10 protein-coding genes and 1 pseudogene are annotated in these 15560 nt (G+C 47.7%); 3 read left to right on the forward strand and 8 right to left on the reverse strand.

The features are described 5' to 3' along the window. Nucleotides 1-53 precede the first annotated feature (53 nt). From DL346_RS22290 to DL346_RS22300, 3 genes are read right to left on the reverse strand one after another with little or no spacing between them, the layout of a single operon-like run. Nucleotides 54-1172, reverse strand: a complete 1119-nt coding sequence (locus DL346_RS22290; RefSeq protein ID WP_112884560.1) for a GerAB/ArcD/ProY family transporter — start codon at nucleotides 1170-1172, stop codon at nucleotides 54-56. 36 nt (nucleotides 1173-1208) lie between these two features. Continuing rightward, nucleotides 1209-2294, reverse strand: a complete 1086-nt coding sequence (locus DL346_RS22295; RefSeq protein ID WP_112884561.1) for a Ger(x)C family spore germination protein — start codon at nucleotides 2292-2294, stop codon at nucleotides 1209-1211. Between the two features lie 12 nt (nucleotides 2295-2306). Continuing rightward, the gene (locus tag DL346_RS22300; protein WP_112884562.1) at nucleotides 2307-3800 is read right to left on the reverse strand and encodes a spore germination protein; all 1494 of its coding nucleotides are present in this window, start codon (nucleotides 3798-3800) and stop codon (nucleotides 2307-2309) included. 287 nt (nucleotides 3801-4087) lie between these two features. Between DL346_RS22300 and DL346_RS22305 the strand changes: the two genes are divergently transcribed. Next, complete coding sequence (locus DL346_RS22305) at nucleotides 4088-7333, forward strand: endo-1,4-beta-xylanase (protein WP_112884683.1); 3246 nt, start codon at nucleotides 4088-4090, stop codon at nucleotides 7331-7333. A gap of 121 nt (nucleotides 7334-7454) precedes the next feature. Next, a complete protein-coding gene (locus DL346_RS22310; protein WP_112884563.1) occupies nucleotides 7455-8231 on the forward strand; it encodes a hypothetical protein in 777 nt (258 codons plus the stop codon). 3 nt (nucleotides 8232-8234) lie between these two features. On the opposite strand, the gene DL346_RS22315 is transcribed toward DL346_RS22310, so the two are convergent. From DL346_RS22315 to DL346_RS22335, 5 genes and pseudogenes are all read right to left on the reverse strand, one after another. Next, entirely contained in the window at nucleotides 8235-9149 is a 915-nt protein-coding gene (locus DL346_RS22315) for a VOC family protein (RefSeq protein WP_112884564.1), read from the reverse strand. A gap of 77 nt (nucleotides 9150-9226) precedes the next feature. Further along, entirely contained in the window at nucleotides 9227-9661 is a 435-nt protein-coding gene (locus DL346_RS22320; RefSeq protein ID WP_112884565.1) for a VOC family protein, read from the reverse strand. Between the two features lie 508 nt (nucleotides 9662-10169). Next, on the reverse strand, nucleotides 10170-10550 hold the full coding sequence (locus DL346_RS22325; protein WP_112884566.1) for a DUF488 domain-containing protein: 381 nt from the start codon (nucleotides 10548-10550) through the stop codon (nucleotides 10170-10172). A 30-nt stretch (nucleotides 10551-10580) separates the two neighbouring features. Next, nucleotides 10581-11360 (reverse strand): annotated as a pseudogene (locus DL346_RS29590) (phytanoyl-CoA dioxygenase family protein). 36 nt (nucleotides 11361-11396) lie between these two features. Then, nucleotides 11397-13772, reverse strand: a complete 2376-nt coding sequence (locus DL346_RS22335; protein ID WP_112884567.1) for a polyprenyl synthetase family protein — start codon at nucleotides 13770-13772, stop codon at nucleotides 11397-11399. A gap of 213 nt (nucleotides 13773-13985) precedes the next feature. Between DL346_RS22335 and DL346_RS22340 the strand changes: the two genes are divergently transcribed. Next, a complete protein-coding gene (locus DL346_RS22340) occupies nucleotides 13986-14615 on the forward strand; it encodes a YfbR-like 5'-deoxynucleotidase (RefSeq protein ID WP_112884568.1) in 630 nt (209 codons plus the stop codon). Nucleotides 14616-15560 lie beyond the last annotated feature (945 nt).

Below are 15560 nucleotides of genomic sequence, written 5' to 3' on the forward strand. Positions count from 1 at the left end.
TGTACGTTTGGACAAAAAACATGAATTGGAATTTTAGCAGCGGCATTTCAAATTCAAGCTGACCCTCTGTTTCCGAAATGACGCGCCCGCCTTCTGCTTATAAGCACGCAAACGAACATAAACGGGATATAAGCGTAGATAAAATAAAATCCGACCGTTGAGTACAATTCGGAGACCCGTTCAACGCTCCTATGGTCCGCAATGAAATAATTCAACGTCACCATAGCAATTAGAATACCAATCAAGCTGTGTCGCTGTCTCATGCGAAAAGCGGTTTTTATTCCGCGGCAAGCCACCCATAAGTAAATACAAATTCCCGCTATCGTTTTTATAAACCATAATGAAATGAAAAAGTATTCAAGCCTCTGAAGAAGCGGCACTTCAAATATGCTGATCATATCGATTGTCGGCCATATGGAATGCCGCAGCTCACCTTCACTGAAAAACATTAAGGCCATTAATAAGAGGATCAAATATAACAAGGTAACAAACATAACGATCATATGCGCCCATTTTTGAGACTTTGCAGGCGTTTTTATAAACGGATAAAAGAAGAGAAGCGTCTCGAACCCCAAAAACTCAAACACCATGCTTTTTGAAGAAAGGAAAATATCGGTTGCCGAATGGTTCAACAGCGGCAGCAAGTTTAACGGATGCATATACGGCAAGGCAAGTCCAACTTGGGGAATAATAGAGGCGAAGGATAAAAACGTAGCCCAAACGCATAGTCCGGTAACGGACCGGAAGCCGCCGGACACGGCATAGTAGATAAGAAGAACCATGACGATGCTGAGCGGCAAAATGTTCATTCCCGTAAAAAACCAAACTTCTATCAATTCAATATACACTTTAAATTTAACGAATGCCCCGTAAACAAAATACAGCACAACCGCAGCATTCAGTAAATGGCCAAAGACGCTTCCGAAAAGCGTATGGTTAAGCGTAATAATTTCTTGACCAACACGGTTAAAGGATGTGATCTTATAAATCATCCACAAAATGAGATGAATGCTGATACCCGTCAAAATAACGGATATCCATGCGTTATAACCGGCATGCTCGATTAATGTTCTTTGAAAAGTCAGCACGCCGACTCCTACCATGCTTACATATAGAGGAAAAATGATGAAGTAAGGAGATATCCTGTACTCTTCGCTGATTTCATTTCTCATTCATATGCCGCCTCCCCAAACTTGCCTTTCCTACCCTTATTGGCCTGCACTGGTCTGGACAATCGTAACTTTAACGCTTACCGTTGCTTTTAATGCCCCGTAATGATTTTCAAAATCCCGGGCATCCCATTTATAAGACTTGCTTCTTACTAAATCGCCAAAGCCTACCGGGTCGACGTTATTGATTTTGCATAACGATACAAACCTTTGAATTTCTTCTTCGAAATAGGCCTCCATCGTTTTCTCAAGCGATGCAAGCTGTTGCTCCGATGTTAAATCTATCCAGGTAGGAGTGTCCCTAACTTGTGCTTTTAATTTCAAACGGATTGAAACGGATGCCGGAGGTCCGGTACGAATGACTTTAAATGTCGACTTGGAACCTAGGCTGTTCATTAAGAAGAAATCGGCGCGTTCTTGATTGGATCCTTTAATAGGTACCATAATACTTCCATTCTTCGAGTTGTTCAGCAGCATCTTCAATAGGAAGGCATCCCTTATACTGATTGCGGTTTTAAATTTATCGCCTTTGAACAAAGCCAAACCGTCGATTTTTATCTCTCCGCGCTCCATTGTGAAATATGGCAAGAAGACATCCCGTCCCTCGCCGAAAAAGTTAAAAAACGCGACGTGAAGGTTCATCACCGGCAAATTTCCTCGCCTTATATTATTCTCGATCATATCGAATAAAAAATAAGGATCGCGTTTGCTTTCGGTTACATTCAAGATGTCCAAAGCGTCTCTGTCCGCAACGCCCATATGCATTCTGTACGATATTACCGGATGGCGGATCAGCGTGCTGATTGCTATCCCGATACCTCTTCGCGCGTACGTTTCTCCAAACAACGCCATCCTCATCTGTCCATGTTCAATCGGGAAATCAAGTTTCGTTTGCAGCCTTGGCAAGCTATCATAAACGGTATTCGACTCCGTCACGTAAAATTCTAGCTTCGATTTTCCCGTCTCTTCGTAATTGGCAATAATCGAGGCGTTTCGCATTCCATCCCCGACGGCATCGTAACCAACGGTTTGGACAAGTTTGATATCATTAACAATACTTTGATTGCCACACGCGGAAATCAACGTACTTAGAAGAATTAGTAGAAACGTTTTTCTCACATTCATCCGCTTTCTCCATCACCCATCGTCAAAATCATTCTTCTTCCGCCTAACCGGCTTAGGTTTGTACCTGATTAAAGAATACGGCCTCAAGTAAGGAGACCTATGATTAAGGAATTGAAACGACGGACGTATAAAGCCGTCCCGAAGAGCCTTCACCCGGAAAGGATAGATTGGCACCGTATATGGAGTGCCCAACGAGGTCAACCGGGTAATATGGATGATCAGAAAACCAATCCCGATACACATGCCTATTCCGCCCCATATGGCTGACATCACGATCATGGGGAAACGCAGAAACCGGATCGCATTCGACATCTTATAAATCGGCGTCGCAAACGAGGACAACGCCGAAAAAGCGACGATGATGACGAGAATATTGCTTGTCAACCCGGCCATTACCGTAGCTTGTCCGATAACAATACCGCCCACGATACCTAATGTTTGACCGATTTTCGAAGGCAATCTGGCGCCGGCCTCCCGGAGAAATTCAATTGTGATTTCCAGGAAAAGCACCTCAAACAAAGGGGGGAACGGGACATTCTTTCTGGATAAAATCAGAGGCTCCAACAATTCCCTCGGGATGACCTCGTAATGGAAAGTGGTTACGGCGATATATAATGACGTTGCGAACAACGAAAAAACAACCCCGAAAAGACGAATCATCCTAAAAAATGAACCCAAAATCCAAGGCAAATAATAATCTTCCGGGGAAATGAAAAAGTCAAACAATGTTGAGGGTCCCGTAACAAAATAAGGCGACCCGTCGCTAATGATCGCAACTTGCCCGCTGATCAGGGCATACACGACCCGGTCTCGGCGTTCCGTAGTCAAAAATAACGGAAACGGCGTGGACGAATTATCAGAGATGAATTGGTCCAATAGGGATGAATCAAAGATCACGTCAACATCGACTTGCTTCAGTCTTTGCTGCGCGGTTCGAACGATCTCTTCATTGGTCACCCCGTTGATGTAAATGACGGCGACTCTTGTTTTGGATGCCGATCCAATCGTCATTTCTTTTACAATCAAGTTTGGGATATTGATTTGCGCCCTTAACAAGCGAATGTTCGTGTCAAGGTCCTCGATAAACCCAACCTTGGGTCCGACAACGCTGAACTCGTTCTCGGTATTGTTATCTTTTCGCAACCCCTCTTTATTCGCAATATTGACCATCGCGCATTTCCGATCGTGATGATCGATCTGAATAATCGCGTATCCTTTGAATAGTTTCGATTGAATGTCCTCGATCTGATCCGTTATCTCTACGTCGTCAATCGGAATCGATTCTTTTATATCCTCAAGCTGGCAGAGCTCAGAGAGAGATGCGCGGGTTTGCACCGGAAACATCACATTGGATTGGAGAAGGTCATGGTCGATTAGCGTTGTGAAATAGGAGACGCTTACTTGTTGACCGGCAGTATTTATTTGTATGGATTTAAAATCGCTCGATTGTTTAGTCAGCTTCTTTAATTGATCGATGTCCGTGAATTCCGTTTTCAGTTCATTCATAAGATTGTCAGCCCGTAGTTTGAATTTAATGATGGTATCTTTTGCATAATGACCGGAATTATTCCATGAATGATGAAGGAAGGCTCTTAGGGGAGCTGACGTTTGCTGACTTTGACGGTTGAATAAGGTTTAATATTTAATTAATTCAGTAATTTCTTTAGTTCTTCTAGTAAAAGATTTTTTTGAAACGCGCTATAGTTAATTTCCGGGAGGTTATAGGGGGCATGCCCTAAAATGTAAGCGCTTATATTACATACTAATTCAGGAGGGAACAACCATTGAGCAGAATGTTTAAAAGGGCCATTACGTGCTTACTCGCTGCGGTTTTGCTTATTCCGGCAGGCAGGCTCGCTCCGAATGCGGAAGCCGCCGCACCTGATGATGTCTCGGATACGGTAATCGTATATCGTGAGTCCTTTACAGGCGGTAAAGGTGCCGCTGCGCAATCGGGCAGCGCTATTTTGACGCCTGTCACCGGCAAGGCTTTTGAAGGCAATGCCGACGGGGCAGCTCTATACGTAAGCAATCGAGCAAACTCATGGGACGCGGCCGATTTCAAATTCACCGACATCGGACTTGCAAACGGCAAAACCTACACCGTAACGGTTACCGGCTATGTTGACGCTGATGCGGTTGTTCCTGCCGGCGCACAAGCCTATCTTCAAACGGTAAATAGCTACGGCTGGCTGGCCGGCGCGAATTTTGCAGCCGGACAAGCTTTTACGCTCACGAAAGAGTTTACGGTCGATACCGGCAAAGATTCGGCTCTTCGCGTTCAATCCAGCGATTCCGGAAAAACGGTACCATTTTACATTGGAGACATACAGATCACCGAGAAGGCAGCCGCGGGAGGCGGTAACGAAACGCCTAGACCACCGGCTTTGCCATTCAACGCCATCACCTTTGAAGACCAAACGGCGGGCGGCTTTGCAGGGAGAGCAGGCACTGAATCGTTGACCGTCACCAATGAAGCCAACCATACGGCCGGCGGCTCATACGCTTTGAAAGTAGAGTCCAGAACTCAGACTTGGCACGGGCCAACTTTACATGTAGAGAAGTATGTTGATAAAGGATACGAATACAAAATTTCGGCCTGGGTGAAGTTAATCTCCCCTGCTAGTTCACAGCTCCAGTTGTCCACTCAGATTGGCCAGGGAAGCAGCGCCAGCTACAATAACGTTTTAGGTAAAACCATCAGCACGAGCGACGGTTGGGTGCTGTATGAAGGAACCTATCGTTATAACAGTGTAGGCGACGAGTTTTTGACCATCTATATCGAAAGCTCCAACAATAGTACGGCTTCTTTCTATATTGACGATATCAGCTTTGTACGCGGCTCGGGACCGATTTCCGTACAGAAGGACCTGACACCGATTAAATCCGTCTATCAGAACGACTTCCTCATCGGAAACGCGGTATCGGCGGCAGATCTGCAAGGCGCCAGACTCGAGCTGCTGGGCATGCATCACAATGTTGTCACATTGGAAAACGCGATGAAGCCCGATGCGATGCAGCCAACGAAAGGCGGCTTTACCTTCGCCGGGGCCGATGCGATTGTCGATCAGGCACTGGCCGAAGGTCAGAAAGTTCATGGACACGTACTGGTATGGCATCAACAGACGCCTGCATGGATGAATACATCGAACGGATCTCCATTAAGCAGAGAGGAAGCTCTTGCAAATCTCAAGAGCCATATCCAAACGGTCATGGAGCATTACGGCAATAAGGTGATTTCGTGGGACGTTGTCAACGAAGCGATGAACGATAATCCGTCTAACCCTTCGAACTGGGAAGCGGCGCTGCGTCGATCCGCTTGGTATAATGCCATCGGACCGGATTATGTAGAGCAGGCTTTCTTGGCGGCGCGAGAAGTGCTGGATGCGCATCCTGAATGGGATATCAAGCTTTATTACAACGATTATAACGAAGATAACCAAAATAAAGCCGAAGCTATCTACAGCATGGTCAAAGCAATCAATGACAAGTATGCGCTGGCGCACTCAGGCAAGCTGCTCATTGACGGCGTCGGGATGCAGGCGCACTATAGTCTGAACACAAACCCGGATAATGTTAGACTGTCCTTGGAGAAATTCATTTCCTTGGGCGTTGAAGTAAGCATTACCGAGCTTGACATCCAGGCTGGAACGGATGCTCAGCTTACGGAGAAACAAGCGAACGCTCAAGGCTACCTGTATGCGCAATTGTTTAAGCTCTACAAGGCTCACGCAGCCCATATCGCTCGCGTCACCTTATGGGGATTGAATGATGCCGCTAGCTGGAGAGCGTCCGCGAGTCCGTTGATATTCGATAAAGACCTGCAGGCCAAACCGGCTTACTACGGCATCATTAATCCGGATAAATATATGCAAGAGCATCCGCCTGTTCTGGCAAACGCCAATCAGTCAACCTCCGCATTTGCAACTCCGATCGTTGATGGAACTGTAGACGCGGTCTGGAGCGGAACGCCCGAAATGCCGATAAGCCGCTATCAAACGGCTTGGCAAGGCGCAAGCGGCGTCGCAAAAGCACTCTGGGACCAACAGAACCTTTACGTGCTGATCCAGGTTAGCGATGCGCAGCTCGATAACGGAAGCGTAAATCCATGGGAGCAGGATTCCGTTGAAATCTTCCTTGACCAGAACAATGCCAAGACATCGTTCTATCAAGATGATGACGGCCAATATCGAGTGAACTTTGCAAACGCAGCTTCGTTCAATCCGTCAAGCATAGCAGACGGCTTCGCATCGGCAACCAAGGTTACCGGAACCAATTACACGGTTGAAGTGAAGATTCCTTTGAAGTCGCTTACACCGGCCAACGGCAAGAAACTGGGCTTTGACGTACAAATTAACGATGGTAAAGACGGCGCCCGTCAAAGCGTTGCCGCATGGAACGATACGACCGGCAACGGATATATGGACACTTCCGGTTTCGGCGTGCTCACTCTCGTCGGCAAGGACGAAATCCCGCCAACGGCATCGATAAGCTACAATCACGAAGGGCCGACAAATCAAGACGTCATCGCCACGATTACGCCAAGCGAGCCGGTTACGATCACGAACAACGGCGGCAACGCGAGCTACGCCTTCACGGCGAACGGAAGCTTCACCTTCGAATTCGTCGATGCGGCCGGCAACGCGGGCACGGCGACGGCGGTCGTCTCGAATATCGATAAGACGGCGCCTGATCTGCAGCTTTTCTCTGATATCGACGTCTTTACGAAACCGAATCACAAGCTCGTTCCGATTCGTCTGTCATGGAAAGCGACCGACGATGCGGCTGGCATCGCATCCGTCAAGCTGGTCTCCGTTGTGAGCAACGAGCCGGACAACGGACTCGACGATGGAGATACGGCAAACGATATTCAGGACGCCGAGATCGGAACGGCCGACGAAGAAATCAGGCTTCGCGCGGAGCGTGCCGGCAACGGGAACGGAAGAAGCTATACGATCGTTTACGAAGCAGAAGATCTGGCCGGCAATAAAAAAACGGCGGAGATTACGGTGAAGGTTCCGCTTAACGGCAAGAAATAATTAAAACTGACCGCAATAACAAGCCCCAAGCCGACCTGCGCAGCAGGATCGGCTTGGGGCGCAACTTTTCCAGCAACTTCCTCGTAATAAAGAGACGGCTCTTGAAAAAGGAGGAATTCAATTGGTTTTTGGAAAAGGAGCAAGGCCTTCTAAGTTTGCTCTTCTGGCGCTCATTCCCGTAGTCGTGGATGGATTATCGATGCTAATTGGCATGGCGATGCATGGCTTCAGCGGGAGTTCACACCTATCCTTTAAGCTTGCGCTCCAGATGGGACTTCCTTCGATCAGCGCGGTCACGGAGCAGGGCTTCCTGCCGGGAACCGTTCAACTTTCCACCTCGGGTGGACTTAGCGAATCTGCCTTACTCGGTGCCTTACTATCGCTTGTGCTTTTTCTCGTCGTACAGTCGTTCCTGCAGAGCGGGTACATCGGACTGCTCCAGGATGCCGCTGCCGGACATTCATTGTCGATGAGAAGTTTCGCCTCTTACGGCTCGCGCTTTTTCGGGCGATTCTTGATGCTTAACTTGCTGGTTATGGTTTTCCTGCTTGCGCTCGGCGGGGCTACGGCATTCTTGCAATTGCCCGGGGCTATCCTGATGATCGTTGTATTTCTATGGCTTCGGGTACTATTTCTTTATCTTGAATATACGATCATTGCCGATGACTGCACCATTGCGGAAGCATTCTCCCGTTCACGGGAAACGTTCCGACGCCGCTCCCCCGCCACCATGTCTCTTGTCATCCTGATGTTTATGATCAATATCGTGGCCGGCTTTCTTGTGAATTATCTTTGGTTCCCTCTCTTTTTCCTTCTATTCCTGGTTGTGTACGACATCGTATCCTCTCGAATGCAGCTCGCATTCATGCATGACTTCCGCAACATCCGAGGGCTGTAGGAATTATCCCTTGTATGCCCTCTGTAATTCCGCCAGATCGAATTTCTTCATCTTCAGAAATGCCTTCGTTACGCATGCAATTTGCTCCGGCGTGCCCTTGCCCATCATCTCGTCCATCTCTGTCGGAACAATCTGCCAGGAGACTCCATACTGATCTTTCAGCCAGCCGCATTGTTCGGCTTCAGGAACAGCAGAGAGCTTTTCCCAGTAGTAATCAATATCTTCCTGCGTGTCGCAATACACCATAAAGGAAATTGCCTCATTAAACCTGAATTTATGCTCGTGCGCGCTGTCCATTGCGGCAAACCACTGATTTTCGAGCATGAAATCAGCGAACATGACTGTTCCTTCTTTGTTAGGCTCCATGCCTGCAGGGTAGCGGGCAATAAGTCCTTGCTTTGCATTCTTAAATACGGATAAATAAGAACGAATCGCCTCTTCCGCCTTGCCGCATTGATCGCCGACAAACAAAAGCGAAGGTACGATCGCAGGGCGTTCTTCACCTTCCGGATTGGTAAGGATCAACTGCCACGACACGCCATACTTATCCTGAATCCAGCCATACCTCTCGCTGAACGGATACTTATCAAGGGGCATTAACGCTGTGCCGCCATCGGATAATTTGTTCCAAACCTCATTTATTCGTTCTCCCGCGTCCTTGTCTCGAGACGGGTCGAAATTAACGATGAACGACACCGACGGATTGAGCTTGAAATAAGGCCCCGCGCTGATTGCCATGAACTTCTGTCCCCAAACTTCAAAAGAGACGATATCGCTTTCGCCCGACGGTGTATTTTTGAGCGTCGTTACATTCGTAATCTTTGAGTCCGGGAAAACGGAAGCGTAAAATTCGGCTGCTTCCTTTGCTTCCTTGTCAAACCATAAATGCGGAACGATGATTTGGTTTGTTCGTGACACAATTATTCCTCCTCAGTAAGCCCCCTGTCCTTCGCGAACAGGAGGCTTTGTTTTTTAGCAGAACTAAAACCTATGTGCTATTGCTGCGGTTGCTCCCCCGGGACATTCACTTGGAAAGTAACGCCGTACTTGTCCTTTACGATGCCGTACAGCGGGCTCCAATCCGTCTTCATAAGGGGCATGACGACTTCTCCGCCGTCTTCCAAAGCGGCGAAGATTTCTCTCGCTCTTGCCTCTTCTCTGGGGTGGATGGCAATCTGAATCGTATTGCCTGGCTGATAAGGCATGCCTGCGAACGTATCGGAGAACATGAGTTCCGAGTCTCCGACCTTCAAGTGCGCATGCATGACGCGATCCTTCATGTCATCCGGCAAAGGATGGTTCGGATCTGCCGGCGCGTCACCGAACGTCATGATGCCAATTACTTTCCCGCCCAACGCTTTCTCGTAGAAATGGACCGCTTCTCTCGTATTGCCGTCAAAAACCAAATACGGATTCAAACCGATTGACATCATTAAACAGCTCCCTTGGAACAATTTGGACAATCCCCTACATTATATACCAAAATCGAGCTGCGCAAACCGTTTTTACGAACAAATATTCGTATTTTCTTGAGGTGCTTCAGAAGTTAGGATCCGAGCATAGCAAAAACCCCACCTTATGCGGTCGGGTCAGGCTGTAGAGTATCCCACCATCGTTTTTTTATATGGTAAGCATGTGTGCGTAGCATGAGAGAGCGCCAGAATATTCTAACGGATGCTCCAGCGCTTATTTGCGCAAATATAGCAATTCTTAACATCTAACGGTTGCCAGAGAGGTTATTTGGACCAAATCGGAAGAATTCGCTGCCCCAATCGCCAAATAACGTTGCTGAGAACCGTTAGGATTTCAAAAGGGCTATTTGAGGCTAAATAGCGTGCGTGGCAACCGTTAGCGAAAACGACAAACAAGCCTAATGTCAATCAAACATCCGGACTCGCGATTGAACCTTATTTCTTTTTCGACAGCCTGAACCCGACCTTATGCAGTCGGGTTTTTCGTTTCTTCCATTTGATTAATGCCACGAACGATTTCAGCTAGAAAAACGGCCTGATTATTCGCTTCATCTTTCGCCGAATACAGCAGCGTTACGGTGCCTTCTTCTGCCCACTTAAGCAATTGTTTTAGGAACACAACCTTAGTCTCATCCGTGAGTTCTTTCCGATACCGTTCCTTAAACTCGTCGAACTTCGCATGCTCATGAAACCACTTCCTCAATTCGTGGCTTGGCGCAAGCTCCTTTAACCACTCGTGAATCCCCGCCTTCTCCTTCGAAACGCCTCTTGGCCAAAGCCGATCCACTAGAATCCGCTTTCCGTCGGATTCCTGAATCGGATCATAGATGCGCTTTACGCGAATCATCCTTTTGTTCACCCACTCTCTCGTACTAGTTTACACATCCAACAAATATCGCGCAGCCGGAGATATGCGGTCGTATACGGATTTGCGCATCACTTCTTTTTGCAGAGGAATCTGACCCTCATATTCTCTTGTGCTGTAGTAAGCCGATATTGCGCGCCGTGGCCGATCCGTACGATTCTGTGTGCCTCCGTGCCACATATGACCGTTAAAGATAACAACCGATCCAGCCGGAGCGGTAATGATGACTTCATCAGGGTGCGGATCCTTCGGATCATTCATACATTGATCCGGATAGGTTTCCCATTTATGTGAACCTGGGACCAATCGAGTAGCGCCATTTTCCGGAGAAAAATCGTCTAACAGCCAAAACGTGTTTACGACAATGTACTGCTGATTCACCTTGCTGTCATCTACATGCAGCCCCTAGCGGCCTTGTCCAGGCAAAGCATCCCGGCCGTTTAGAACGGCCAGTTTGATCTCGCTCTTCAACATATAATGAACCGCAGCCAATACCTTGGGGTGGATGTACATGCCATCAAATACTTCCCCTTTGTTGACCAAATCGGATAAACGCCGCGTTCCCTCCTCTTGTTCGTATTCTTCGCCCGCAGTGCGCCCTTCCTGCTCCATTAATTCTTCATACCTGGATCGCAGTTGAACAAGCCAATCGGATGAAATGACATCAAGAAATAGGACGTAGCCGTTTTCATCCAGCGATCTCTTTTCCTCCATAGTGAGAAGTTGTTCCGATGAACCTAATTGTTGCAGCGCTTCTATTGTTGTTCGAACTTCCTGTTGGTGCATATGCATGTTTCTTTTTCCTCCAAAACCGTAATTTTTCGAGCGCTACCGCTCCCGGTTAATCATATAATCCAAAACAAGCCTGAGAAAATCGCAACGGCGAGGCAGCTGACCGAGTGCTTCCACAGCGAGACAGTAATGCGACCACATCTGTTTTCTTGCGTCCTCCTGGCCGAGAACGGTTACGAAGGTTGACGTATTGTTCGCTGAGTCCTGCATGACAGGCTTGCCGAGCACTTGTGCCTCGCCTTCTTGATCCAGCAGATCATCCTTGATCTGGAACGCGATTCCCGTATGATAGGCATACGCTTTCAGCACCGCGATTTCCTGCTTGCTTGCCCGGGCGAGAATCGCAGGCATAATCAAGGCCGCCTCGAATGCCAGGCCGGTCTTGTGGAAGCAGATCGCGTTTAGTTGATCAAGCGTCAACGCCCTGCCTTTCGATGCCAAATCCATCGCTTGGCCCGCGCACATCTCTTCCGCCGCCTGGGCTGAATATTGGATCAAGGCCAGCACCGTTTCAGCATCGAACTCGAGTGATGCCTGCTCCTGCGTCGAACGTTGGATCAATAACAGGCCGGTCAGTTCCGCAGTGGCGCTATTATGCACCTGGTGAAGCGCAAGCCGCCCTCTCCTCATAGAAGCGTTATCCTGGGTCGGCAAATCGTCGAAAATGAGCGACGCGGTATGCATGTATTCCAGCGATCTCCATAAAGGCACAATCGAGGATGCGGTCAGCCCGTAATATTGTACGCCCATAAACCAAGTCATTACAGGTCGAAGCCGTTTGCCATCTCCGGCGAGGCTGTAGTTGGCCGCATCGATCAGAAGCTCCTTCATCGGCAAAAGCCCTTCGGTCTTAGTAATCGGCAGTGATTCGTTAATCTGTTCGCGGGCTGCATGTACCGTATCGTGGAACTCTTGCTTTAAGCTTTGATCATCGCGTAGCATGCCAACCAATCGGTCCCGAAGGAGCTTATCAAAAAAATCTACATTCTCCGCCTTATCCACCATTTGCTGAAGAAGCCGATGGAAAGCAGAACCGCCGAAGGCGAATTGCTTCATCAGTCTGCCATATTCCTCTGAGCCAATCCTCTCTTTGCATCGTCTCAACCCATTAATCGCACGATCGAGAATAACCTCGCACGCTTTGCCGTCGTCGCGATACACATGCTGGATAAGATGAAATATAACCGTCCAATATAATTCATAGGGATTTATGAGATCTGGCCGCTGATCACGGTGAGTCAAATAATAGGTGTACGGCGTCACCGCGCCGCTGGCTTTATCGGTCTCCATATCCGCAAAATCGTCAGCCAGCTGGTTGTAAATGCCATAGTAGAACGTATGCTGCTCAAACTCTTCATCGTGCGAAGCCGCAAGGATGGAACGAGCAAGCAACCGAGAGGAGGCGGACTTCAAAATAATCGGTACATACAGGTCTTCATTCGAGTAGGATGCATCGGATAAATCCTTCGCTCTGTCCAATTCCTGAGCATGAAAGAACACAAACGCCTGCTCGAAAAACAGAGCCTGCTTCTTCGGCGGCTGATGCCGCTTGATGTACGAAAAAGCTTCCCGCAGCTCCGATTGCGCAAATTGCAGCAGCAATCGGTTCATTCCCTTCCACTCGCCCATAGCCGGTACCGTACCGGTCAACAGTGTCGTCCGAATCATCTGTGAATACAGCGTTTTCTCATGATCTGTCAGCACCTGAGCGTCCAGAAGATCGTCAATAAACGGATACGTCAGCCCGTAGCAATAACCTAACCGAATGGCCTCATCGAGTCTTCGTGCCCGCTCCGCCGGCAATTCATCGCCGTTCATCTCCTCGAGCGCATGCAGCACGACGCCAACGATAATTTTAATCAGCTTGCGCTGCGCATGCTCGGCACTCATCCCCTCGGGAATATGGGCTGCTACATGCTTCAACTTGTCGATGGCCCATATAATCGTCGTCTCAACGGACTCCTTCTGAGCCCACCTATACAAGCTCGCCAGACTGATCAGCTCCAGATTTCCTCCTGAAGCCGCAGAATTCTGCAGCCAGCGCTTGATATCCGCTGCCGTCCGTTTGATTTTGGCCTGTGTATTCGATGAACTTACCGATTTCCCCAAATCCCTCATAAACATGTAGGACACGCTTCGTTCCAGGTAATCATCCAATTTGCCGTTACGCTGCAGCCACTGGATATAGCGGTATCCGTCTCCTGCATGCGGCCTTTTCGACTGCCATGCCAGCATCGATCGCCATGCAGGGCGGCGGATACGCGTTCGTTTCCACAGCTGGATCGCGCTTGTCAAAGCGGGCACATGCGCCTGTTCTACCACCTGCTTGTTCAGCAGATCGAAATAGCGGGCGGCCTTCCGCTCCGCCTGCCGATAACCGTGATCGGCGTCAACGAGTAAGGTTTTTACCATCGGCGATTTCCCTCTGCTTCTATATGATGTCGTTCACAACTCTGTATTCTTAGTTCTACATACGAATAAATACGGCTCAGGTTACGGTGTCGGCTTTGTCTCTGCTTATGTGTATCTCTCCATAGTTTAAGGAAGTTAATGATCCAATAACAAATGGATTCTATACTTTACCTATACCGTCACGGAATTCATCTAACGAAAGGAATTCACAATATGGGCATTCATGCGTATTTCCAATCGCTAACCGATTTAGAGCGAATTATCCGATGTCCAGGTAAATTCAAATTCCAGGAGCATAGCGTATCCGCCCATTCCTGGAAGGTCGTTCAGTATGCCAAAACATTGGCGGATATCGAAGAAAGCCATGGAGTCGTCGTAGATTGGAAGAAGCTATACGAAATCACAAGCAGCCATGATTACGGTGAGATTTTTATCGGAGATATTAAAACGCCTGTGAAGCACTATTCTTTGGAGCTTCGAGCCATGCTGCAACAGGTAGAAGAAGGCATGGTCGCCCATTTCATTGACGAGCATATTCCCGAGGAATTCCAACCCATCTTCCGCAGACAACTGCGGGAAGGCAAAGACGATTCGGTAGAAGGAAAAATATTGGAGGTTGCCGATAAACTCGACCAGGTCTATGAGGCCTTTGCAGAGCTGCAGCGCGGGAATACCGAAAAAGAGTTCATCCTGATGTATCGAAGCGCGCTTATCAAAATTAAAAGCATTAAGCTTCACTGTGTAGATTATTTTCTTCAACATATATTAACCGATATCGTCAGGGAAGGATCAAGATCTCCCATTGATATTGAAGAAATCACGAAGGAAGCGTTAGCGTCATAAAATCTTATTCCATATGTGGACTGTGACCTGCAAGATGGGCGCTTTTTTCAAAGTGTCCATCATACGGGTCACAGTTCATACTTTCGCATGCGTACTTTCCTTTACGTTGTTAAATTACAAGGGCTTACTTTTGGTCAGATGCCTGCTGTGTTGATAATATATCTACAATTTGATCAAGCTTTTGAATTATAATCCGGTCTGAGGGATTGGTATTGATGACATAATATCTATTAGCAATAACACAAGAACTTACTAGAATACAAATACCAAGAAAAATGATTGCGCCCTTTAATGTTGTTTCAAATTTCTGATTTTTATTTTGCATATATACCTTCCTTATACGAATTAAAAAAAAGCTTTGCTGGCAATGTACCATGCAAAGCTGATTTAAACTTAAACTCTATTCAATATTAGTTGATGTATAATCAACTGTCAATATTTTGTAATCCTGCAAAGTGTTTTTATCTCATCCTCTTCCGGATATGGTTCAAAGTAAAGGACCCCCCACCAGGTTCACGGTAGTGGATCCTAACTGACTTCACCTAATTACCCTAAGCACACTTCATTTCTTCGCACGGAGCATCATAGCCAAAAACGAAACGGCAATGATTACAGTACCTGAAGCTAAATATAGTATGGCTATCCCTGAACCAGCATGATCACCGACGACTGAGAGCAACCAAGGAAGCTCTCCTATTGCGGCGGCAGGCTGCAGAACTCGGTCAACTAGCGGGCCCAAAGCAAAGAATGATAACACAGAAGAGGTTAAGTTAATTTGGTGAAGGAAGGCAAATACTCTTCCTTGTAGTGCAGCGGGCACTACCGATTGGAAGTGGGAGCTTAACAATGCGTTGCCAAAGGGCAGCGGTATCATCAGCAACAATAACGCGATTCCAAGCCAAATCGGGCTCCTAGCCGTCAGTTCTCTGGCCGCTTTCAAAAGAG

Source organism: Paenibacillus montanisoli (genome assembly GCF_003268025.1).
Taxonomy (GTDB): Bacteria; Bacillota; Bacilli; order Paenibacillales; family Paenibacillaceae; genus Paenibacillus_Z; species Paenibacillus_Z montanisoli.

What these genes read in the sequence shown, in the direction of transcription:
- DL346_RS22300 (WP_112884562.1), bottom strand. Translation starts at nt 3,800, where the DNA reads ATGAATGAACTGAAAACGGAATTCACGGACATCGATCAATTAAAGAAG.
- DL346_RS22340 (WP_112884568.1), top strand. Translation starts at nt 13,986, where the DNA reads ATGGGCATTCATGCGTATTTCCAATCGCTAACCGATTTAGAGCGAATT.
- DL346_RS22290 (WP_112884560.1), bottom strand. Translation starts at nt 1,172, where the DNA reads ATGAGAAATGAAATCAGCGAAGAGTACAGGATATCTCCTTACTTCATC.
- DL346_RS22320 (WP_112884565.1), bottom strand. Translation starts at nt 9,661, where the DNA reads ATGTCAATCGGTTTGAATCCGTATTTGGTTTTTGACGGCAATACGAGA.
- DL346_RS22335 (WP_112884567.1), bottom strand. Translation starts at nt 13,772, where the DNA reads ATGGTAAAAACCTTACTCGTTGACGCCGATCACGGTTATCGGCAGGCG.
- DL346_RS22305 (WP_112884683.1), top strand. Translation starts at nt 4,088, where the DNA reads ATGTTTAAAAGGGCCATTACGTGCTTACTCGCTGCGGTTTTGCTTATT.
- DL346_RS22325 (WP_112884566.1), bottom strand. Translation starts at nt 10,550, where the DNA reads ATGATTCGCGTAAAGCGCATCTATGATCCGATTCAGGAATCCGACGGA.
- DL346_RS22295 (WP_112884561.1), bottom strand. Translation starts at nt 2,294, where the DNA reads ATGAATGTGAGAAAAACGTTTCTACTAATTCTTCTAAGTACGTTGATT.